Consider the following 23,531-nt stretch of genomic DNA (forward strand, 5'->3'; position numbering starts at 1 on the left):
GATAAACAGGATCAATAGGATAAAAATCGTTACAAAATGCGGCTCAATTGCTAAAGTGAACTGCTTTTTCCTTTTAATGCGTACCTGAACTGGCAACATGAGATTAAAACAAATAAAACTTGCTGGATTTAAGTCGTTTGTAGACCCAACAAAAATCCCATTTGATAATGCCTTATCGGCCATTATTGGCCCTAACGGCTGCGGCAAATCCAATGTGATTGATGCTGTACGCTGGGTGCTGGGGGAAAGTAGTGCCAAGCATTTACGTGGCGATTCGATGACCGATGTTATTTTTAACGGTTCATCTTCGCGCAAGCCTATTTCGGTGGCAGGGGTAGAGCTTGTATTTGAAAATACCCAAGGACGACTTACTGGTCAGTACGCTAGTTATCAAGAAATATCGGTTAAGCGCCAAGTCAACCGCGATAGTGAATCAAGTTACTTTTTAAATGGTCAAAAGTGTCGCCGCAAAGACATTACCGACTTATTTATGGGGACCGGTCTTGGGCCACGAAGCTACGCAATTATCGAACAGGGGACGATTTCACGTTTAATTGAATCTAAACCTCAAGAGTTGAGAGTATTTATTGAAGAAGCCGCCGGCATTTCGCGTTATAAAGAACGCCGCCGTGAAACTGAAAATCGGATTCGTCATACCCGTGAAAACCTTGAACGTTTAAATGATATTCGGGTTGAGCTCGGCGCTCAGTTAGATAAATTATCGCAACAAGCTAAAGCGGCGTTGCGCTATCGCGAATTAAAACACAGCGAACGCCAGTTACATAGCCAGCTCCTCGTTATGCGCTATCAACAACTATTACAGCAAACCGACAAGCTCGACACCGAAACGGCTGCAGGTGAACTGAGAGCTGAAGCGTTAGCCAAGAATGCCCAGCAGGGCGATACCAGTGTTATTCAGCTGAAACAGCAATTGGCTGAACTCAGTGATGCCGAACATAAACTGGTTGAACAGTATTACCAAGCTGGCAATACCACCACCAAGCTTGAGCAACAGCTTGCGCATCAACAGCAACAAGATAACCAGCTGCAACAACAAATTCAGTCGTTACAACAGCAAGTTGAGCAAGCTGAGGAACATATTGTTAGGATGACTGACGTTCACCAGCAGTTAATTGAACAAGTGAATACTCATCAACCCGCTTATGATCAGGCAAACCAGGCGCTTGAGCAGATCGATGAGCAGGTTTTTGCTATTGAAGAAGCTTGTGATGATCAGCAACGCCAGCTAACCCAGTATGCCGAAACCTTGGCGAGCAATAAAATGCAGTTGGCACTGAGTCAATCAACCCTCAGTCATCAACAGCATAGTGTTCGGCAAGACGAGCAGCGTTTATCTCAATCTCAAAGCGAATTCGCTGCTTTGGCACAACAGAATAACCATCAAGAATTGCAACTCAGTGAGACCGAATTAGCCAAATTTGATCAACAACTTACTGATAAACAGCTGCAACACAGTCAACTTAAATTGACCTTAGTTGAACAGCAGCAAGCTGTGACTGAAGCAAGCGAAACCTATCAAAAACTCAAGCAATCGGTGACTCATCATCATTCGCGCTTGCAGTTTATCGACGAGCTACTGGCTGAGCACACTCAAGATGAGGGTCAACAATTATGGCAAGTGATTGAGGTGGTGCCCGGCTGGGAAAAAGCGGTCGATAAAGTCTTGCAAGGGTTAAGTCAGTTACCTATTTTAGCTGAGGACATAACGTCTTTGGTGGATGAAACCAGCCCAATAATGGGGTTTGAACAGCAAGAAACCGTGGCTTATCCTGCTTTGACCACGCCGGTGAATTTAGCGCCTTGGTTACAACACGTGGTGTGGGCGACGAGTATGGCTGAAGCCAAAGTGTTATTGCCGACATTAGCCCCCGAACAATATATTGCCACCCAAGAAGGTTTTTTGATTGGCCATGGTTTTGTGCTTAATCATACTCAGTCGGGGCAATCAGCTATTGTGCTCAGCCAAGAGCGCTTAAGCTTAAGTCAGCAGTTAGCAGAACTTGAGCAACAGCAGATATCGTCTCAGCACTCACTGACATCGTTAACTCAACGGGCCGCAACCACTCAGCTAGAACTGAATCAATGCCAACAAGCCTGTCATCAGTTACAAATAGAGCAGACAAAACTGCACTCTTTGGTCACGAGTTTAACTCAGCAAGTCGCTGATAAACGTCAAAAGCAACAACAATATAGTCAGACTATTGACCAACTTACTCAGCAAATAAACGATAAACACATACAAGTTGATGCGTTTGAAGAGCAGATCCTTATTCAAGAAGAAGCATTGTTACAGGCAATGAATCAACACGAGCTGGCCCAACAAGCTTGGCAAACGAGTCAAGCTAAGCTTCGAGAAACCAAAGCTATTCGCTCTGATGCTGCCAATCGTGTTAAGCACCAGCAAGCACAAGTGCAACAGCATGTCACTGAACAAGCATTGAGCGAGCAAAAATTAAAGCAAAAGCATGAAAAAAAGACTGAATTAATCAACCAATTGACTCAGTTACAACAAATGTTACTCGACAATCAGCAGCAACGCGGTCAACATGATTTGAGCCAACTTTCAACTCAGTTAGCTCAAGTACTCGAGCAGCAGCAAGCTCTGCAGCAGCAATTACAGCATAATCGTTCTCAACAAGCAGAGCTGCAAACCAGCTTAGACAGTTTAGTATTGATGCAAAAACAACAGCTTGTAGTGCTACAGGACTTGACTCAAAAGATAAGCGCGTTAAAGTTACGTCGTGAAGGTTTAAAAGGGCAGGCCAATGGTCAGCTGCAATTACTACAAGAACAGCAAATCCAGCTGCAACAAGTGATTGCCGACATGCCAGAGCAGGCATCTATTGACGCTTGGTCGCAACAGCTTGAAAAAGTGAAACAGAACATTTTACGTCTTGGTGCCATCAACCTTGCAGCCATTGAAGAATTTGAATCGCAACGAGAGAGAAAAGCGTATTTAGACAGTCAGGATGACGACTTAAATAAAGGATTAGCGATATTAGAAGACGCTATCCGTAAGATAGATAAAGAAACCCGCAGTCGTTTTAAAGCAACATTTGAAACGGTAAATCATGATTTAGGTCTGCTATTTCCTAAAGTCTTTGGTGGCGGAAAAGCGTACTTGGCCTTAACGGGTGATGACCTTCTCGAAACGGGGGTTACCATCATGGCGCAGCCGCCAGGTAAGAAGAATAGCACCATACATTTACTTAGTGGTGGAGAAAAAGCGTTAACCGCTTTATCATTGGTCTTTGCCATTTTTAGACTGAATCCAGCACCTTTTTGTATGCTAGATGAAGTTGATGCACCTTTGGATGACGCCAACGTCGAACGTTTTTGTCGGTTACTGAAAGAAATGTCACAAAGTGTGCAATTTATTTATATCAGTCATAATAAAATAACAATGGAAATGGCTGATCAACTTATTGGCGTTACTATGCATGAACCTGGCGTTTCAAGAATAGTCGCAGTGGACATTGAAGCCGCAGTCGCCATGGCTGACGCGGTATAAATTAGGAAGACAGGGAATCTATGAAAGATCTACAACTGGTGTTATTCGTATTAGGCGCAATCGCAATCATTGCGGTGTTAGTGCACGGTTTTTGGTCGATTCGTAAGCAACAACCTAAGTCAATGAAACAAAGTCCTATGGCTGGGTTTTATAAAGAACAAGCTAAACGTATCGACTCTGACGGTTTTGACGCCGATGGTATTGGCCCGGTGCGCGTGCGTAAACCTGGCGAGGTTGAAGAGACGGTCATTAAGCCGATATTAAAAACTAATTTAAGCCAAAAGCCTCATTCAAGTGATGCAAAGCTTTCCAATACACCCTTGCAAGACTCGCTCCGTCAGCCCGCGATTAAGCCATCTGAGCCTAGCCATGCTGAAGCTAAAACTGCGCAACCAACACAACAGACATTGTTTGTTGAAGATGATCTTCAAGCTGCTGTGACGTCAAGCGTATCAATGAATACGCCTAAAAAGATATTTAATCCTTCAACCAGTACAGCCAAGTTAGAAAGCTATACCGGTAAGCCTCTGGCAGCCAAAGCCGAACCCCATAAAGCAACGCAAATGGCAGAGCCAACACCTGCCGCTGAGATTAACCCTGAGGTTAAGTTAGACAATAACGCTAATTCAACTCAGCCAGCTGATGCCCCGGCTGATGAACCGCTAGAGCCGACCGATGTCTTAGTTCTACATATAGTGGCAAAAGAAGGTGAACAAATTCAGGGCGCTGAATTATTACCAAGTTTGTTATCGCTTAATTTTAAATTTGGAGACATGGATATTTTTCATCGTCACATCGATAATGCTGGTACAGGTAAAGTGCTGTTTTCACTTGCCAACATGTTAAAGCCAGGCGTATTTGATCCAGATGAAATGGAGCAGTTTGTGACTCAAGGTGTGGTGTTATTTATGACCTTACCTGGATACGGCGATCCAATGATGAACTTTACCATTATGTTGAACTCGGCTTATCAAATTGCCGACGATCTCAATGCACAATTACTAGATGGACAACGTCAACCTTGGACCGATGGGACCAAAAAAGAGTATTTACGACGACTCAATGCGGCGTAGGTTGATGTTTTTATTAAGGCCGCAGCAGCGGCCTTAATTGTTTTATACCTGTTCATTTTTATAAGAAAATTACGGTTACAACTCGTATTACGGATACCACAATGCACGCTATTCAAACTGAAATGGATCAACTCACTCATACTATTAATCAGCATAATATTCGTTATTACGTTGATGATGCTCCGTCAATTCCCGATGCTGAATACGATAGATTAATTAAGCGCTTAACTGAGCTAGAGCAAGAGTATCCGCAATTTAAGTCAGTTGACTCACCGACACAGCGAGTCGGTGGTATGGCCTTGCAAAAGTTTGCTCAAATTACCCACCTTAAACCAATGCTAAGCCTTGATAATGCTTTTGAACAAGCCGACTTTGCTGCCTTTAACAAGCGTATCACTGATAAAGTCGATAGCGTTGATTATGTCTGCGAACCCAAACTCGATGGTCTCGCGGTGAGTATTACTTATCGTTTGGGTCTGTTTGAGCGAGCAGCAACACGGGGTGACGGCAGTGTCGGTGAAGACATTACTGAAAATGTGCGCACTATCCGTTCCATTCCTCTTAAATTACGTGGTGAAGGATTTCCCGATCTTGTTGAGGTGCGTGGCGAAGTGTTTATGCCTAAAGCGGCGTTTGAGGCATTAAACCAACGTCAAATCAGCAAAGGTGACAAAGTGTTTGTGAATCCGCGTAATGCGGCTGCAGGGAGTTTACGCCAGTTAGACAGTAAAATTACCGCTGCACGCGCACTAGGGTTTTATGCTTATGCACTCGGTGTGGTTGAAGGTGAATCACAACCGATGCAAACCACTCATTTTGGCCAGTTAACACAGCTAAAACAATGGGGGATACCGGTTAGCAATGAAGTGAAAGTGACTGAGTCATTGGAGCAAGTGTACGCTTATTATGCTGACATTATGGCCAGACGCACTGCACTTGAATATGAAATCGATGGCGTAGTCATCAAGGTTAACGACATTGCTAAGCAGCAAACTCTTGGTTTTGTCGCTAAAGCCCCTCGATGGGCCATAGCCTATAAATTTCCTGCTCAAGAAGAAATGACTTTACTGGAGTCGGTTGACTTTCAGGTCGGCAGAACTGGCGCCGTTACCCCAGTAGCCCGTCTAAAACCAATATTTGTTGGTGGCGTGACGGTATCAAATGCTACCTTGCATAATGCAGATGAAATCGCTCGCCTTGGGGTTAAGATTGGCGACACTGTGATCATTCGCCGCGCTGGCGACGTTATCCCACAAATTGTTGCGATAGTCCCAGAGCAGCGCCCTGATGATGCTCGAGATATTGTGTTTCCTCTGCATTGTCCTGTTTGCCAAAGTATTGTTGAGCGTTTAGAGGGCGAAGCCGTTGCGCGTTGCAGTGGTGGACTATTTTGTGAAGCGCAACGTAAAGAAGCGATCAAGCATTTTGCCTCGCGTAAAGCGTTAAATATTGATGGTATGGGCGATAAAATTGTCGAGCAACTTATTGATAAAGAATTAGTTAAAACCCCTGCCGATTTATTTACCCTAACGGCTTCTGCGGTGACCATGTTAGATCGCATGGCAATGAAGTCGGCGACCAATATCGTGGCGGCAATTAAAGATGCTAAAACCACTACCTTGGCGCGTTTTTTATATAGCCTAGGTATTCGAGAAGTCGGTGAAGCAACCGCAGCTAATTTGGCACAACACTTCGCTGATTTTGAACTAATCCGCAGTGCCAGTGTGGAACAGTTACTTGAGGTGGCAGATGTTGGTGACATTGTTGCAAAGCACATTCGTCAATTTTTTGCTCAGCCACACAACATCGAAGTAATACAACAATTGCTTGCTGCGGGTATTACTTGGCCGGTTATAGAACAAGCCGATGAGTCACAATTAAGCCTAAAAGGTCAAACATGGGTATTAACTGGCACATTGACTCAACTTAATCGTAATGATGCTAAAGCCCAATTACAGGCCTTAGGTGCAAAAGTGGCCGGCAGTGTGTCTAAGAATACCGATTGTGTTGTTGCTGGTGAAGCTGCTGGCTCTAAGCTTGCTAAAGCACAGGAGTTGGGGGTTAAGGTCATCGACGAGCAAGGTTTGCTGGATTTACTCAATGGATCAAACTAACCGAGCTGATATTGATGCTAATAAAGATGTTTTATTTATACTTGTGACAGCCGATAAGAGGCTATTGTGAATTTTAGTAATATTACTTGGCTTGATGATCGCGGTCATATTAAACCACCGTTGTTTTTGTATTTAATCTTAGTTTTTTTAGCCCGTGGTTGGTGTATTTTTATCGCCTCACTCACCCAGTTTAATGACCGCGCTGGTTTAGTTCGGTTGTTTTATCCTGAAAAAAGCGACTTTGTCTTAGCATTAATTGCTGGCGTTGGCGCCGTGTTGCTTTATGGACTTATTATTGCCGAACGAAAACGCAGTTGGCCGATACTCATTCCACTGTTTAAGAACAGTGGTTGGTTTTTATGGGCATTGCTTATCCTTGATGGCATATTTTTATTCCAGCGGATGATGCACGATGACTTTTTGTTTAAAATTGGCTATTCAATTGACGCACTTTTTCTTTTTTGGTCAGTGATTTATGTATTAAAGTCAAAACGATTATACTACTACTTTGCCGATTGGACTGAAGATGAGACCGAGGCGCAAGTTGCAACGTCATCAATAGATGAGAGTAAACAAGATACGAAATAATGTACGCCTAGGCATAAATGCACTATATTTGATCATCACCAAAGGTAAAGATGTAACACCTTGATACACATAAGTCTATTTGTGAAAATGTCAGTGTAACAATGGCACTTTCATTACCGCCATCATTCGGCGAATGTGAAAAGGATCGATATTTTGGCTAAAGCAGAATTACTAAAAATACCTGTTTCGCAAATGGTGCTCGGGTTAACCGTTAAGCTGCCTTTATCTTGGACTAGCCATCCTTTTTTCCGCAGTAAAGTTAAGCTTGAAAAACAAATCCAAATTGAGATGATAAAAGGTCTCGATTTGTCATACGTTTATGTGATTGAAGGTCATGATTTATTGCCGCAAATTGCAGAGCCTGAAGACATCGAATTACCTGAAGAAGTGGTTGATGAAGAAATCGATTATCGGCCATTAGCAAAAAAGAGTATGCGCGTTAGCCAACAACATTTTCTTAAATCAGTTAATGATAGTCGAACCGTGTTTGGCAAAATCGTTAGCGATCCTGAAGGCGCTTATCGGGAAGCGGCCACTTTAGTCGAAGATTTAGTTGATCATTTGTATGAAAGCGAAACCCCTCATTTAACCTTAGTGGGCAGCGGTGAAACCGATATCAGCGTCACACAGCACGGTATTTCAGTGGCGGTTATTTCTATGCTGATTGCTCATACTTTATTACTGACTAAAAGTGAGGTGCGTGACATTGCATTAGGCAGTTTGTTTCATGATATCGGTAAACTCAAAGTGCCCGAAACCATTAGGCGCAAGCGGGGTGAATTAACCGATCACGAAAGTAATTTTTTGAAAATGCATCCTAACTTTGGTTATGACATTCTTAATCGAACCGGATTGTTTCCTGAAGCCATGCTGGATATTGTGCTGCATCATCACGAGTTTATTGATGGCAGTGGATTTCCTAATCATTTAACCGAAGCAAAAATTTTACAGACAACCCAAATAGTGTCTTTGGCCAATAGTTATGAAATCCTTTTACATCAACATCAGAGTCCACAAATTGCATTGGGCATATTATTTAAAACTCAAAGCAGTAAGCACAGTAACAATTTGATTTCGGTGTTAGTTAAAATATTAGGTATCTATCCACCAGGCACAATAGTGCGCTTAACCGACGATAATATTGCCAAGGTGATGATGACGACTACCGATGTCAAACAACCTCATGTATGGTCCTGCCATGACAGCGGTTCAGAGCCAAGCTTTCGATTTTTAATTGATGAAGATGTGCAAATAAAAGAAGTCATTAAGCTAGAAGACTTATCAGAAGGCGCGATTAAAACATTACAAGCCAACAGCCCAATCAGCTTTTATTTTAACCACTTCAATCACTAAAACATCACTTAGTTACACTGAGAACACATGAATACAATTACCATTATCGGATGTGGTTGGTTTGGTTTCCCACTAGCCACACAGTTAGTTAAACAAGGTTTCAAGGTAAAAGCTTCAAAGCGTGATCCTGATGATTTAGCTCAGTTACAGCAAGCGGGTATCGAGGCTTATCAACTCGATTTGGCCCATATTATTGCTGATGCAAAGCACTCATCTTTATTCGATGCCGATGCGATCGTGATTAATATACCGCCTGGACTAAGGCGCGGTGATACTGACTATCTTGCTTATTTAACTCAATTGAAAAACTTTATCGGTGAACGCCAATACCAAAAAGTGATTTTTATCAGTACGACAGGGGTTTATCCGTCGCTAGATCAAATCGTCACCGAACAAGATGCGGCGGCATTTAATGATAGCAGCGATATTTTACTACAAGCAGAAGCGGTATTTTCTGCAATGCAAAACAGCTGTATTGTGCGATTTTCAGGCTTAGTTGGACCGAAACGTCATCCTGGACGTTTTTTTGCGGGTAAAACCGATGTGAGTGGTGCCAATGTTGCGGTAAATTTAGTGCATTTAGATGACTGTATTGCTGCCGTTAGCTTGATTTTGTCACGTAAAGATACCTCAGCTATTTATAATCTTACTGCAAATGAGCATCCTACTCGCGGTGAATTTTATGTTGCTGCGACCGAGCATCTGGGATTAATTGCGCCGCAGTTTAATCAACAGGAACAACCCAGTAAAATTATCGACGGTCAATTAATCTGCCATCAGTTAGGCTTTGAATATGCCTTTAGTAGTCCATTTAAAATGCTTGATGCTTGCTAAACTGGCATAGGCTATAATAGCCGATATATTTTGATAAAAAGGCGATTATTGTGACGACTCAAACTCAAGCGTTTGCATTACTTCAAGGTGATGAATTCGTAGAACTGTACAAAGTACTCAAAGTACTTGGTTTAGTTAACGGTGGTGGTGAAGCAAAGCATGTCATTACCGAAGGTCAGGTTACCGTTAATGGTGAAGTTGATACGCGTAAACGTAAAAAGTGTGTTGTTGGCGATATGGTGTCGTTCAATGGTACAACAATTGAAATTGTTCCAGCAGAGTAAGGATTGATAAATGCAATTCCCAGAAGATGATAATGGCCAAATGTTGGCAGCAATGGCGGATGCCGGTATTGATCTTACTAAGTCAATAGAAGTCGATTTCTTCTTAGTGTTTGATGATCAACGTGATGCAGAGTCAGCCTTAGAGGCATTAAGCCAAACCGATATGCAAGGCGAGCTTGAGCTAAATTTTGATGAAGAAAACACTAAGTGGGAAGTGATTGTTTGCTTGCAAATGGTGCCAGAATACGCGGCACTGGTTGGTAAAGAGACCGAGTTAAATAGCTTTGCGCAAGAATTTGACGGTATTTCTGATGGTTGGGGCGTAATGCAAAATCAAGGTGGCGATGATGAATTTGCTGATGATGACCATGTACACGGTGAGCATTGTAAACACTAATATCGCCATTTAGTCATGATTAAAAATTGAATTGTCCAATTCAAAAAAAGCCGTTAATGCCACGCATTAACGGCTTTTTCTTAGTTTATACAACGGAATTTAGTCATCTTCTCTTATGTCATTAATGACTTCTTTAGTTTCGTGACCAATGGCCTTTACGGCATCGCGCGTACCGTGACCGATTGCTGTGGTCACTTTTTTTGTGGTGTGACCGATTTCTTTGCCAGTGTGTTTTAATTCAGCGCAAGCTGACAAGCCAAGAAGCAGGTTGATCGACACCAGTATTACGACGACTTTTTTACACATTGTGGTGGCCTTATCAATAATCTAATATTAAATGTATCATCAGTTAACGATATTGCTATTTCAGCATAACGGGCTTGATGATTAAAGGGTAAAATCATGAATTTAAATGCCACATTGATTGGCCAAATTATTTTCGTTCTAACCTTGGTTGTGGTGTTTTTCACCTTAAAGTTTGCCAAAGGTAAAACCACTAATTTACCGCTTGTCGGATTTTATGCCTTAGTGTTAAACATTGTTTTTGCTCCAGCAGGTTGGATATATTGCTGGTATTGGTCAACAAAGCCAACTCTTTAATCAACAAACGGCTTGTTAACTACGATTAAGGGTAATGTCCGACACATAACCATGCTCAGTAGCGATTAAAGCTTGTTTAAGCATCGTGGCTGCTTCTGCTGCAGTCATAAAGCTTGAGGTATCGATGTCTTTGCCACTGGTTTGCCAAAAGTCGGTTGCCATGCCTCCGGGATAAACGGCAACTAATTTCATGGGACTGTCTTTTAATTCTAGTCGCAAGGATTCAAGCAACCCTTTTACCGCCCACTTCACAGCACAATAGGTTGACTCATTTGCTTTGCCAGCCTGCGCTGCCGTCGACATGACTACAACAACCGTCACCTTGTGATGACGATAACGACTTACTAGCTCTCGTAACATTAGAATGCTTGAGGTGAGGTTATTGTTAATTAGTTGATTAATCGCATGTGGAGATTGTTGTTCAATTGGGCCAAAGTAACCACTACCTGCACAATGAATTACCCGACTAGGCGGCGTCGATAAACGCGAAAATAAATCACTAACATCCTGAGCCACACATAAGTCTGCTGCGTGAGCGGTTACATTAGCTTGTTCAAGTGGGGTTAAGTCTGCCATGACATTAGCCAATTTTTGCTCACTGCGACCAGTGATCAATAGACTGTGTTTTTCTGCAGCGTAAAGATGGGTCAATGCGGCACCTAAGCCGCTGCTCGCGCCGGTAATAACAATCATAATAAAGCCTTCAGCTAGTGTTCATTAGGTCGGCTACTATATCAATGCACAACTGAAGCGCAAAGTGCCAGTGTCCTAAAACGATAATCAATGCAAACATTGAGCTGTTTGATAATTATTTATTTATGCGAGTAGCGATTAGTTAAGTTAAATCGAATAAATAACTCGGAACGCTTTGTATTTTGACGTTAAAGATTGTCTAATAACGCCTTATTATTGTCTTACTGACTTCACATTTGTTGCCATTATAGAGAACTTTCATGTTTGAACTCACGCTCCAACTCGGCGTTATTTTGTTTGCTGTTGCTTTAATTGCAGGTTTTATTGACGCAATAGCTGGTGGGGGCGGTTTACTCACCATTCCGGCATTGATGTGGGCTGGGCTGCCGCCAGCAGCGGCTTTAGGTACCAATAAGTTACAAGCCTGTGGTGGGAGTTTTTTTGCAAGTCTATATTTTGTCCGTAAAGGCTTGGTCGATTTACGCAGTATAAAACTGTCGTTGATTTGCGCCTTTATCGGTGCCTCAATTGGCACCATATTAGTACAAATGATCGACGCGAAACTGTTAGAGGTAGTGTTACCTTTTTTGATTTTAGCCATTGGTTGTTATTTTTTATTGTCTAAAAAAATCAGTGAGCAAGATCGCCAACAAATTCTCACGCCAAGCGTATTTGCATTTACTGCTGCATTAGGCGTTGGCTTCTATGATGGTTTTTTTGGCCCAGGTACTGGGAGCTTTTTTGCCTTGGCATTTGTCTCATTAGCCGGTTTTGGTTTAGCTAAAGCCACTGCGCATGCAAAACTACTCAATTTTGCCACGAACATTGCTTCGCTCATTTTCTTCTTAATTGGTGGTCAAGTGGCGGTGATATTAGGATTAATTATGCTGGTAGGCCAGGCCATTGGTGCCACATTAGGCTCACGCCTTGTGGTCACTAAAGGAGTTAAAATTATTAAACCTTTGGTGGTGATCATGTCATTGGGAATGAGCGGTAAATTATTGTGGTCGCAATATATGTGATCGTAATAGCGGCAATTCGGGTTTACTCACGCCATTATTAAGCGTTTTTGATTAAAAGGGATGTTATGCGCATTATTCACACATCAGATTGGCACCTCGGCCAATATTTTTATGGCAAAAGCCGCGCAGCCGAGCATCAAGCTTTTATGGCATGGTTACTTGAGCAAATCGACCTTCATCAAGTTGATGCCCTTATTGTTGCGGGCGATATTTTCGATACTGGCACGCCGCCAAGCTATGCCCGCGCCTTATATAATCAATTCATTGTTCAAATTCAACAAACAGGTTGTCAGCTAATTTTACTGGGTGGTAATCACGATTCAGTATCAACCTTAAATGAATCTAAAAATCTGTTAGCCTGCCTTAATACCGTGGTTATCCCAGGGGCTCTTGAACGTGTTGAAGAGCATGTCTTTACTCTCAATAATCGCATGGGTGAAGTAGGAGCTATTTTATGTGCGTTACCTTTTTTACGTCCACGAGATGTGGTGTTAAGTGAATCTGGTGAATCTTCAATCGATAAACAACGCAAATTAGGTGATGCCATTAGTGAGCTCTATCAAAGTTGTTTTGAGCAAGCAAAGCTTGTTAATACAAGGCTGGCAACACCAGTGCCTATTATTGCGACCGGCCATTTAACCACTGTTGGTGCAAGTACTTCTGAATCCGTACGTGATATTTATATTGGCAGTTTAGATGCTTTTAACGCGGCACTTTTTCCGGCAGCAGATTACATTGCCTTAGGCCACATTCATCGGCCACAAGCGGTGGCGAAATCTGCCCATATTCGTTATAGCGGCTCACCTATTGCACTCAGTTTTGATGAGCTATCAAGCGACAATACGCCAAATAAATCGGTATTTCTGGTTGAGTTTAGCCATGCCGCACTCAGCCAGGTTACGCCGTTGCTTGTACCCATTTTTCAGCCGATGCAGGTGCTCAAAGGCGACTTAGACAGTATTGAACAACAGATAAGTGCATTTGCTGTGCAAACCGATGCCACAACCATGACTTGGTTAAGCATTGAAGTCTCGCAGCAAGATTACCTCTCAGATCTGCAATCGCGTATCGCCGACATGACTCAAGGTCAAGCGGTTGAGGTATTGCAATTAAAACGTGCCCGTAGCCAACGTCAACAACACATTAAACAGTTAGATAATGAAACCTTATCTGAGTTAAGTGTTGATGAGGTCTTTGCTCGACGCTTAGCCCAAGAAACATTTGACAGTGAGTTGCAGCAGGCGCAGTTAGGCCGCATTAAGCAGCGCTTTAGCCAAGTGGTTGCTGAGGTTGAGTCTGAGCGACATACTCAAGAAACCGCTGCAAGTCATGTGTTGCAAGAGACTATGTCTCATCAGGTTAACACTGAGGTTGTTACACAAAGTGCGACAGACGGTGAACAGTCATGAAAATTTTAAGCCTTCGTTTTAAAAATATTAACTCGCTTAAAAATGAGTGGAAAATCGACTTTACCCAATCACCTTTTGCTGAAAACGGTTTATTTGCCATTACTGGGCCCACAGGTTCGGGTAAAACCACCATACTGGATGCTATTTGCCTAGCGCTTTACCATCGCACGCCACGGTTAAATAATATCTCTAAAACCACTAATGAGTTAATGACTCGCGGCACCGCTGAATGTTTAGCTGAAGTTGAGTTTGAAGTTAAAGGCGTTGCTTATCGTGCTTTTTGGAGTCAAAGGCGCTCGCGTGATAAAGCCGATGGTAATCTGCAAGATGCACAAGTGGAGCTGGCACAGCTAAGTGACGGTAAAATTCTTGCCAGCCAAATAAAGCGTAAAACAGAATTAATTGAACAAATTACTGGACTCGACTTTGCTCGTTTTACCAAATCAATGATGTTGTCTCAAGGGCAGTTTGCGGCCTTTTTGAATGCCGATGCCAATGATCGTGCTGAATTGTTAGAAGAGCTCACCGGCACCGAAATTTATGGACTGATCTCAGAACGAGTTCACCAGCATTTTAGCGAAGCCAAAACCAATTTGAAATTGCTCGAGGCAAAACTTGGCAGTGTCGAGTTGTTTGATGAACAGCAAATACAGCAACACAAAGACCAGATTGAACAATATAGCCAAACCTTGCAGCAGCAACAATTACAGCTGACTCAATTAAGTCAGTTTATTACCTGGGCCAATAGTTCTGAGCAAGCCCAGCAGTCATTAGCTAAGCTTGAGGCTGAGCAGCAACAGGCGCTAATACATCAGCAACAACACAGTGACGCGTTAATGCAATTACAGCGCAGTGAACCTGCGCAGCAGATTTTGCCATTATTTGAACAACAGCAGAAAGCTCACGAAAAAGCGCAACTATTGACGGCGCAGTTGAGTGAATTAAGTCAACAAACCGAGCAAGCTGAAACGCTACTGCAAGAGCATAAACATAAGCAGACTCAAAGCCTACTACAGCTTGAAAATGTTAATCAGGCACATAACGTTTTACTGGCATTAATTGATGAGCAAGTGTTGCCGTTGGATCAGCAGATCCATCAACACAATTATCAATTAAACCACATTAAATTAACTCATCAACAAACCCATGAGCAGCAACAAAAGACGCGCGAGCAACAACAAGATTTATTAGTGCAGCAAAAGACACTGACCGCCGCAAAGCAACACATTCAGCAACAGCTCGAGAGTTTGCCACAAGGCCAGGAAGTGGCTAAAAAGTTTGCCGCTTGGCAAAACCAGTACACACAAGTTGTGCAACTTAGCGAGCAGCTGAGCCAGATTAATAGCCTATGTACGCAGCAACAAGATGCGATTAAGCACAATCAGGTGAAGCTAGGGGCGTTCGCGCCACAAATACAACAAGCTCAAACTGAGCTTGCTCAAGCAAGATCACAGCAAGAAGACAGCCAAAAAGCATTAGCAGCATTATTGGCCGGCCAAGATGAAGCACAAATTAATGCTGATTATCAGCAACTGATTGAGCAGCAAGCGGGACGTTATCAATTAACCCAGTTGTTGAGCCAATTTATCCGCCAGCAACAGCAATGCCAGCAGTTAACTGCTCATTCGGTGCAATTTGAGACTGAGTTGCAAGCTCTGGTGCAGTCTCTTTCTGGGGTAAGAAGCCAGTGGAGTGATAAAAATCAGCAAGTTAAAGATGTGCAAATGTTATTGCACCAAGAACAGCAAATTGCCAGTTTAACCATAGAGCGTGCCAAACTTAAAGCCGGTGAGCCTTGTGCTTTATGCGGTTCAACCGAGCATCCCTTAGTTGAGCGCTACCAAACACTCAATGTGTCAGCGACAGAACAAAGAGCACAACAGTTGCAGGCTGAGCTTGACGCGATTAAACAACAAGGTGAGCAACTTAAACATCAACAAACGGCGCTGCAAATTAATTATGACAATACGCAACAACAGTTAACTCAAACTCAAGCAGACATCCAAACCATAGTTCATCAGTGGAAGCAGCAAACAGAGGCTTTATCAATATCTCTTGAATTGGATTTGCAGCAGCAGTCCGCTTTAAGCGATTACATCGACCAAACTGAAACCAAGCAACAGCAATTAGCGCTCACAATCTCTCAGCTTAGCCAATGTCAAAAAACCTTACATAAGCATCAGCAGTATGTGGTGCAAGCTCAACAAGCGCTTGCTGAGTTGATTAATCAGCAAGCGCTGTTACAACAACAGCTTGATAACTTGCAGCAAGGCATACTCAGTCATCAGCAGCAAGTGGAGACGGTGACTGCGCAGCAAACGTCATTACTCAGCGGGCTTGAAAAACAGATTATCGCCACAGGGTTAACGGCGCCGACAATAGCCGATGCCGTAGATTGGCTAAACCAGTTACAACAGCAACTCGAGCTTTGGACTCAAGCGCAGCAGCAGGCAAATGATAATCAGCAGCAATTGAGTATTACGGCTGAAAAGCTCATGGCCAATAATCTGCAAGCGGAGGATTTGAGTACAAGGTTAAGTGCAGTGACAGAGCAATTCGATAATGCACAACAGCAGCTCAGCAACCTACAGGCACAACGTAAGCTTATTTTTGCAGATAAAGTGATTGAGGATGAAAAACAGCTAAGCCAAACAGCATTAGAGCAAGCTCAGCAACAATTAGCGACAGTACAGCAGCAATTACAAGCAGCGGATAAACATCTTGCGAGCTTAAGTGCGCAGCAAAGCGCCACCCAAACTCAGACAACACAAGTTAATCAAGAATGGCAGCAATTACACCGCCAATGGATGAGTGCCTTACATGCTAGTCCATTTGATGATCGACAGGCTTTTGAGCAAGCGTTACTTAGCGCGGATGAACGTTATCGATTGCAACAACTTAAACAGCAATTAGACAATGAAATTGTTAAAGCCAAAACCTTGGTTGAGCAGGCCGTTGCGCGCCAAACTGAGTTGATGCAGCTTGGGCAACAACATCGTTATGATTTAGCCCAACAAGGTGAAATATTACAGCAGCATCAGACGCTCGATTCAGAGCATCAACAATTAACCCAAACTTTGTGGCGCTTAACGCACGAGCTCGAACTTGATGCCAGTAGGCGAGAAGGGCAGCAGCAACTGTTAAAACAGCAGGCGCAATCACTGCAAGTTTATGACGATCTTGCCTATTTGCATGCTCTCATCGGCTCACAAAAAGGCGATAAGTTCCGCAAATTTGCTCAAGGGCTTACTTTAGATCATTTAGTAGCGTTAGCTAATCGACAGCTTGAACGTCTCCAGGGCCGTTACTTATTAGAGCGCAAAGAGTCGGATGCATTAGAGTTACAAGTGCTCGATACCTGGCAAGGTGATGCCGTTCGCGATACCCGAACCTTGTCTGGCGGTGAAAGCTTTTTGGTTAGCCTAGCGCTTGCGTTAGCGCTATCTGACTTGGTAAGTCATAAAACGAGCATTGACTCACTGTTTTTGGATGAAGGCTTTGGTACCTTAGACAGCCAAACTCTAGATACCGCACTCGATGCATTAGATAATTTAAATGCATCGGGCAAAATGATAGGCGTGATTAGCCATATTGAAGCGATGAAAGAGCGGATCGACGTGCAGATAAAAGTGAATAAAATGAATGGTCTTGGTATAAGTAAATTACAGCATGAATTTGCGATTAACGGCAGTTGATCTACCTCAAACTCCCGTTATTACTGCCATTGAGTTCAAAATTAATATTAATTAAATAACATTTTATATTTGTAATATGATTTTTTTTTGATATAAAAGAGCGTTGAAATGCAATTTGAGTACAGAAGCCCGCGTTTTAAGCTGTTTTTACCGGACTGCGAAGTATCAAATATTAGGCCATATTGATGACAAAAATGACCTAAACGTAACGTGTTAGCTCATTTTATTCTCAGTATCGCAATAACAGTTTGCAGTAAAAGAAAAAACAATAAATATAAAACGTCATCTTTTAGGGTGGATTAAACATTGCTAATGAGTAAAATAATGGCCTTCCAACGGCCATCGGTAAGTCAATTGAACTTACCAAACTTGCACAAGAAATTCTTGCTAGCAAGCGTGTTTGTTGTCGGTGCCGCCTTATTATGGCCAACACAACAAGAGTTTTCATCTCAACGAATTCCCGTGGCTATTGATATCGATTCACTATTGCCACATATCGCTCAGCAAGACAGTACCTTGAAAATTGTTAAGCCGACATCGCCAATTTTAGACCGCGTGATCCAAAGTGGTGATACTTTAAGTCAGTTATTTGAGTTAGCTGGTATCGACCAACGAACCATGTACAAAGTCCTTGAGGCTGATTTAGAAGTGTTAGCGTTAGATACTTTGTTACCCGGTAACCGTATCCAGTTCTGGGATAACGCGAACGGCGAACTTGATAAGTTAGAGTTATATTTTAATCCTGCTCATCAAGTGGTTTTCACTCGTTTTGAAGACGGAACTTACGCTGTAAATGACATTAATATTGATGGTATTTGGCAAAATCGTATCGTCGGCGGCGAAATTAATGGTTCTTTTTATGTGTCAGCTAAAAAAGCCGGTTTAAGTGCTGCTGAAATTCAAAAAGTGGAGTCATTACTAAAGTCGAAATTAAACTTTTCACGCGAGTTACATGCAGGTGACACCTTTTCGGTTTTGGTAAATGATCAGTTCGTTGAAGGTGAACTAACGGGGATGACAACGATTGAAGGTATTAGGATTAATACCAGTCGTCGCGATATAACCGCATTTCAAAATACTGATGGCAACTATTACGACATCCAAGGCCAAAGTTTAACCCCAGCTTTTCAACGTGTACCGCTTAATAGACAATACCGTTTGAGTTCTCGCTTTAACCCTAATCGCAAACATCCTATTACCGGCCGCGTGCGTCCTCACAATGGTACCGACTTTGCGACACCAATTGGCACTCCTGTTGTGGCTCCCGGTGATGGTGTGGTGACCTTGGTGACTAAGCATCCTTTTGCGGGTAACTATGTTGTGATTCAACACGATAATAAAGTCAGCACTCGCTACCTACATTTGTCGAAGTTTTTGGTTAAAAAAGGACAGCGAGTGACTCGCGGTCAAGTGATTGCCCTATCGGGTAATACAGGTGCTTCAACAGGCCCTCATTTACATTATGAATTTATTGTAAATGGTCGCCCTGTTGACGCGATGAAAGCCAATATCGCAGAAGCCAAAGTATTACCTAAAAAGCAATTGCAAGCCTTTCAAGCTTTGGTTAAAAGCAGAAGCATGATGATGGATTTAGGCTAATTAACTTCGATTAATCCACGCTATTTATCACAATTGCTTAGCGTTAGTACAAAATAAAAATGCAGCCTGATGGCTGCATTTTTATTTTATTTCTTAAGTTTAATCATACACCGTATTTAGTTACGCTGATGTCATGATTCATGGGCATGTATTTCCTGGCCATTAGCAAATAGCCATTACAGTATTGCCGCTAAACTGGCATTTTTATGTTTGGTTGAGTCGTGTTTAGCTGAGTGGGTATTGGTTAAATGGGTTTGAAGCTTGTAGTTTCATTGTAGTCAATCACCTGCATTGGGCTGATGTGCAGATACTGCTGTGACACGCTTTACGCCACTTAACGAAGACGTTCCTGTTTTCGATACCTTCAGTCGCATCTTCACTGGTTCATGCTATCTCTTCGATTTAGCTTCATTTGGTACGAATGTTAAGTTAACAGCTAACTTGGTTTTGCCTCGTTCCAAGTTAGGAATAGCGTTCTATTTCATTTATGGGTCATCATTTCTCGTTAATAAAAAAGATCATAATTCCTCTGTAGCAAAGACCATTTATGGTTAATTTAATGAACATATTGGTTAACTGTTTTTATATACAGTTATAATAAGTTTTTAGGGCAAATTGAATGAGAACGATGAATAAGTAAACGAAAGTAGTATGATGGAATAATCTCGTTACCCCCTAAGTTGTTGATAGTTATTTATTTAAAATAATTATCATTTTTTAGCCACTTTTATCGTGCAACCTCGATTTGTTTTTATGGTTCAATAATAACTTATTGTTTTACATCAATAAGATAAAAAATGTAGGATGTTATTAATCAATAATTTGAACAGCCGACTTTATCGGGTGAGCCGTTCAATAAGCTGTTATAGCTCTCAAGGAAAGTATGCGTAAGATTCTCGTTTTTCTATCAATCATGCTAGTAGCAGCATGTGCAGCAAAAACCGAAAACATGTCACATCATTATCCTGAATATATTGGTGGAGACTTTTATCTTACCGAAGACATGGCATTGTTTGAAAACAACGAACATAACTTTAGCTTTTTTAAAAGTGCGTTAGTGCGCCAATCAGACTGTTGCGCTAGCGGGAGACTGATAGTTTTATTACCTAAAGGTACTAAAGTCCAAATAAACAACATTCTGAGGTACATTAAATTTACCAAGGATTGCAACGAAGCTGTTGGCAACCTAACAATTAATGGTAAACGGTTGGACTTTGAATATTTTGTAAATTGCAATTATCAGGGTGTAAAGGTAGCTAAAGATATACCGTGGGAACGCGAGCTATAACAAGTTACTCAAAAGGACGCAAAACGCTTGGCTTGTGCTCCTTCGTCGCTAATTTTAGCCAAGCATTTATGCGCCCATTAGTAAGGCGTTAAATGGCAATAAATATGTGCAAGCCTAAACTGATTGGAGAAGTAACATTGGAAGATCTACAGTCTCATCGATGGTGCTTTTACCAAAATGACGAAGAAGGCTTCGATGCTTTTGAACATGTAATTCCAGATACCCATCCTGATTTCTCAGCAGACACCATTGAGTTAGAGTTGGCTGAATTTAAGTTCGCAAATGGAAAGGTAGCCTTAGGTATTTACGATGGTGCGTCATCATTTACTTTAGTAGCAAATGATCAAGGGTTTTCATTTTGGTATGGCGTCGTCAAACCTGAGCAAAAAGATATTGAAAGTATGTCTAATTTTTTGTTAAGTAATGACTACCAACTTCCTGTTGAGGCAACCGCTAAATGGTCAAGAACAACTAAAAAATATAGTGGCATTCAATATATAAATAAAGATGGTGAAATCATTGAACTCAGCATTTAACAAGGTAATCTTGCGGAACTCCGTGTGCAAATTGCGGCGTTATACGAATAGGCATTTATGAAAGCGTCGTTTTATCAAATATGGGATGAATTTTGTGATTTTCGAAATATCTATTTGGAAAGTTTAAATTTTACCGATGACAGATCAAAATTTATTTTGGCTTTATGGGTAAGAATAAATTCACTTTGTGAAGAAACCATTGTATTAGTTAAGAGTGATTGTTTTGTTTCACCTCAGATTTTAATGCGGAGTACTCTGGAGTCATTCGTTGATCTTCGGTGTTTAATTTCAGATGAGGACTATGTAAAAAATATCATGGCAGCGGAAGCTGACTCTATGTATAAAAACTTAAAAAAACATTCTGAGTCTAACCCTTATTACAAGGGTATAGCTAAAGCAAGTCCCAAACATATTGAAAACTTAAAAGAAGAAAAAACTAATAGTATTAATATCTTTGAACGCTTCAAAAAAGCTGGTTGTGAAGATCTTTATTCAACTGTTTATAATACTTTGTGTCGTTATACCCACGGAAATATAAGTGCATTAGCATCTAAAAATTTTGAAAATGATAGAGTAGTTATGACCGCTAAAATTAGTGATGCTGATTTACTCTTTATTTTGTCATCCACAATTAATGTTGCAATATCTTCAACTCACGATGTTTTAAGTTTTTATAATACTTCAGAATCCGAGCTTGTAAAATGTATGGATAGTCATGATAAAGTTAAGGCTCTATGCAGAAAATTCGTATAACAAGTTACTTAAACTGACACAAACAGCTGGCTGTGCTCGTTCCTCGTTATTATAGCCAGCCATTTATAGCCGCTTAGCAAAGCGTTATGCACTTGGAGGATAGATGGAACTTAATCAGGTAACTTTACCCGTTAAAAATATGGAAGATGCTGTTCAGTTTTATCTAAAGCTGGGCTTCACTCAAATAGTTGATACCCCCCATTATGCTCGTTTCTCTTGTCCAGACGGCGATTCTACCTTTTCTCTTTCTCTCGAAAACGACAAATTTGAAAATCATTCAGTTATCTATTTCGAGCACGAAGACCTTGAAGAACTATGTGAAAACCTAGCACAAAAAGGTATTGTCTTTGAACAAGAACCAACAGAACAGCGTTATCTTTGGAAAGAAGCGATAATTAAAGACCCGTCTGGTAATAAAATAAAGCTTTATTGGGCTGGTGAAAATCGTTTAAACCCACCATGGAAAGTAGACAAACGTGCATAACAAGCGCCTTATATTCACCCAACAAGTTGGGCTTGGACATTACTCGCTGCAACTTCGTTGCAAAACACTCATAATTGCAGCATCGGCGGGCGTTATGTGTTACTGGAGGTTTTGTGACAATAATTTTTGACCTTAAGTCAGAATCTTGTGAGTGGGCAACAGATATAAATGAAGAAATTGCTGCTGCCTTTCCCAGCTTTTTCGATCAAAACCCTCTTGTGGGTTCAGATGAGTGGTGGGAGTCTTCTGAATTTGAAATTACAAACGGGAAGATTAGCCACGCAGGTCCCTTGCTTGAAGATGGTGAATTGGTTGATGTTATTTCCATCGAAATATTAGATAACGACTACCACAGTGCCGGTGGATATCCAGAACAACTTATTGATCGTGAAGACTTCTGGTTGCATGAAGCTGTAGCGGTCGATAAATTAGTTGAAACCAAGTCAATTACAATTATGCCATCTGGAGAGTTGGACGAAACCTCCATTTATTTAGAAATAAAGGTACGAGTTTGGTAACACATAACAAACCAAGTTATCGGACAATCAGTCACTGGCTGCGCCACAGCGTTCGCGCTTTCCGCTGCTTGGGGTGTTATGAGTAAATCTTGTATTAAGGAGCTTCATCAAGTGTCAGAAAAATCAAAAATGCTAGCAGGGGAATTGTATGATCCTAGCAATAAAGAACTTGTTGAGATGAGATTAAGTGCTCGCCTAACGACAGAGAAGTTAAATCAAACCTCTGTAGCAGATTTACAGGTAAGAACTAAATTATTAAAGTCTCTGTTCGGTAGTACGGGTAAAAATATACATATTGAGTCAATATTTAACTGTGATTACGGTTCTAACATTCACGTTGGAGAAAATTTTTACGTTAACTTTGGGTGTGTTATTTTAGATGTAGCAGAGGTTCGAATTGGCGACAATTGTATGATTGCACCACAAGTAGGCATTTATACTGCAACCCACCCCTTAGACCCAATTGAGAGAAATAGCGGACTAGAACTTGCCAAACCAATTACTATCGGAGATAACTGCTGGATTGGGGGGCACGCAACAATTAATCCTGGAGTGACTTTAGGTGATAACGTAGTTGTTGCTTCAGGGGCAGTAGTTACAAAGAGCTTTGGTAGCAATGTTGTCATCGGTGGTAATCCTGCGAAAGTAATTAAACAGATTACAACTACGGTGTAACTTACTCATAATAAGTCGTTTAAAAGGACAAAAAACCGTTGGCTTTTGCTCCTTCGTCGCTAATTTTAGTCAATAATTTTTTTC

At 41.6% G+C, this 23,531-nt stretch carries 21 protein-coding genes; 19 read left to right on the forward strand and 2 right to left on the reverse strand.

What is annotated here, in order from left to right; all coding sequences use genetic code 11:
• Nucleotides 1-97 precede the first annotated feature (97 nt).
• From H5164_RS16110 to H5164_RS16145, 8 genes are all read left to right on the forward strand, one after another.
• On the forward strand, nt 98-3,532 hold the full coding sequence (locus tag H5164_RS16110; protein WP_182757083.1) for a chromosome segregation protein SMC: 3,435 nt from the start codon (nt 98-100) through the stop codon (nt 3,530-3,532).
• Between the two features lie 20 nt (nt 3,533-3,552).
• Nucleotides 3,553-4,605 (forward strand): cell division protein ZipA, encoded by a 1,053-nt coding sequence (gene zipA / locus H5164_RS16115; protein WP_182757084.1) that lies wholly within the window; start codon nt 3,553-3,555, stop codon nt 4,603-4,605.
• A gap of 101 nt (nt 4,606-4,706) precedes the next feature.
• On the forward strand, nt 4,707-6,719 hold the full coding sequence (gene ligA, locus H5164_RS16120; protein WP_182698477.1) for an NAD-dependent DNA ligase LigA: 2,013 nt from the start codon (nt 4,707-4,709) through the stop codon (nt 6,717-6,719).
• 66 nt (nt 6,720-6,785) lie between these two features.
• Nucleotides 6,786-7,307: a DUF2919 domain-containing protein gene (locus H5164_RS16125; protein ID WP_124016123.1), complete on the forward strand. Its 522-nt coding sequence runs from the start codon at nt 6,786-6,788 to the stop codon at nt 7,305-7,307.
• A gap of 153 nt (nt 7,308-7,460) precedes the next feature.
• Nucleotides 7,461-8,660: an HD-GYP domain-containing protein gene (locus H5164_RS16130; protein ID WP_182723469.1), complete on the forward strand. Its 1,200-nt coding sequence runs from the start codon at nt 7,461-7,463 to the stop codon at nt 8,658-8,660.
• Between the two features lie 27 nt (nt 8,661-8,687).
• The gene (locus tag H5164_RS16135; protein ID WP_182757085.1) at nt 8,688-9,494 is read left to right on the forward strand and encodes an SDR family oxidoreductase; all 807 of its coding nucleotides are present in this window, start codon (nt 8,688-8,690) and stop codon (nt 9,492-9,494) included.
• A gap of 50 nt (nt 9,495-9,544) precedes the next feature.
• Nucleotides 9,545-9,778: an RNA-binding S4 domain-containing protein gene (locus H5164_RS16140; protein ID WP_124016120.1), complete on the forward strand. Its 234-nt coding sequence runs from the start codon at nt 9,545-9,547 to the stop codon at nt 9,776-9,778.
• A 10-nt stretch (nt 9,779-9,788) separates the two neighbouring features.
• Nucleotides 9,789-10,175: a ribonuclease E inhibitor RraB gene (locus tag H5164_RS16145; protein WP_182698474.1), complete on the forward strand. Its 387-nt coding sequence runs from the start codon at nt 9,789-9,791 to the stop codon at nt 10,173-10,175.
• 99 nt (nt 10,176-10,274) lie between these two features.
• Here H5164_RS16145 and H5164_RS16150 read toward each other — a convergent pair whose 3' ends face one another.
• Entirely contained in the window at nt 10,275-10,481 is a 207-nt protein-coding gene (locus H5164_RS16150; protein ID WP_182757086.1) for a hypothetical protein, read from the reverse strand.
• Nucleotides 10,482-10,577: 96 nt separating this feature from the next.
• Between H5164_RS16150 and H5164_RS16155 the strand changes: the two genes are divergently transcribed.
• Entirely contained in the window at nt 10,578-10,775 is a 198-nt protein-coding gene (locus H5164_RS16155; protein ID WP_124016117.1) for a hypothetical protein, read from the forward strand.
• Nucleotides 10,776-10,790: 15 nt separating this feature from the next.
• Here the strand turns inward: H5164_RS16155 and H5164_RS16160 are convergent, their stop codons facing one another.
• On the reverse strand, nt 10,791-11,468 hold the full coding sequence (locus H5164_RS16160) for an SDR family NAD(P)-dependent oxidoreductase (RefSeq protein WP_182757087.1): 678 nt from the start codon (nt 11,466-11,468) through the stop codon (nt 10,791-10,793).
• A 260-nt stretch (nt 11,469-11,728) separates the two neighbouring features.
• Here H5164_RS16160 and H5164_RS16165 point away from each other — a divergent pair, with 260 nt between their 5' ends.
• The 10 genes from H5164_RS16165 to H5164_RS16210 all read left to right on the forward strand — a co-directional run bounded on the left by H5164_RS16165 (nt 11,729) and on the right by H5164_RS16210 (nt 23,447).
• Nucleotides 11,729-12,490, forward strand: a complete 762-nt coding sequence (locus H5164_RS16165; RefSeq protein WP_124016115.1) for a TSUP family transporter — start codon at nt 11,729-11,731, stop codon at nt 12,488-12,490.
• A gap of 65 nt (nt 12,491-12,555) precedes the next feature.
• Nucleotides 12,556-13,899 carry an exonuclease subunit SbcD gene (gene sbcD / locus H5164_RS16170; protein ID WP_182757088.1) on the forward strand — a complete coding sequence of 448 codons (1,344 nt, stop codon included), beginning with the start codon at nt 12,556-12,558 and terminating at the stop codon, nt 13,897-13,899.
• Nucleotides 13,896-17,594 carry an AAA family ATPase gene (locus H5164_RS16175; protein WP_182757089.1) on the forward strand — a complete coding sequence of 1,233 codons (3,699 nt, stop codon included), beginning with the start codon at nt 13,896-13,898 and terminating at the stop codon, nt 17,592-17,594. The genes sbcD and H5164_RS16175 overlap by 4 nt, the downstream gene beginning before the upstream one ends.
• A 312-nt stretch (nt 17,595-17,906) precedes the next feature.
• On the forward strand, nt 17,907-19,193 hold the full coding sequence (locus H5164_RS16180) for a peptidoglycan DD-metalloendopeptidase family protein (protein WP_124016112.1): 1,287 nt from the start codon (nt 17,907-17,909) through the stop codon (nt 19,191-19,193).
• Between the two features lie 883 nt (nt 19,194-20,076).
• Nucleotides 20,077-20,481 (forward strand): hypothetical protein, encoded by a 405-nt coding sequence (locus H5164_RS16185; protein WP_182698470.1) that lies wholly within the window; start codon nt 20,077-20,079, stop codon nt 20,479-20,481.
• Between the two features lie 92 nt (nt 20,482-20,573).
• Entirely contained in the window at nt 20,574-21,017 is a 444-nt protein-coding gene (locus tag H5164_RS16190) for a hypothetical protein (protein WP_182698469.1), read from the forward strand.
• A 57-nt stretch (nt 21,018-21,074) separates the two neighbouring features.
• Nucleotides 21,075-21,770, forward strand: a complete 696-nt coding sequence (locus H5164_RS16195; protein ID WP_182757090.1) for a DUF5677 domain-containing protein — start codon at nt 21,075-21,077, stop codon at nt 21,768-21,770.
• A gap of 103 nt (nt 21,771-21,873) precedes the next feature.
• On the forward strand, nt 21,874-22,254 hold the full coding sequence (locus H5164_RS16200; RefSeq protein WP_182698467.1) for a VOC family protein: 381 nt from the start codon (nt 21,874-21,876) through the stop codon (nt 22,252-22,254).
• Between the two features lie 113 nt (nt 22,255-22,367).
• Entirely contained in the window at nt 22,368-22,772 is a 405-nt protein-coding gene (locus H5164_RS16205) for a hypothetical protein (RefSeq protein WP_182698466.1), read from the forward strand.
• A 111-nt stretch (nt 22,773-22,883) separates the two neighbouring features.
• Nucleotides 22,884-23,447 (forward strand): sugar O-acetyltransferase, encoded by a 564-nt coding sequence (locus H5164_RS16210; RefSeq protein ID WP_273059135.1) that lies wholly within the window; start codon nt 22,884-22,886, stop codon nt 23,445-23,447.
• Nucleotides 23,448-23,531: the final 84 nt, after the last annotated feature.

This window comes from Shewanella sp. SG41-3 (assembly GCF_014164545.1).
Taxonomy (GTDB): domain Bacteria; phylum Pseudomonadota; class Gammaproteobacteria; order Enterobacterales; family Shewanellaceae; genus Shewanella; species Shewanella vesiculosa.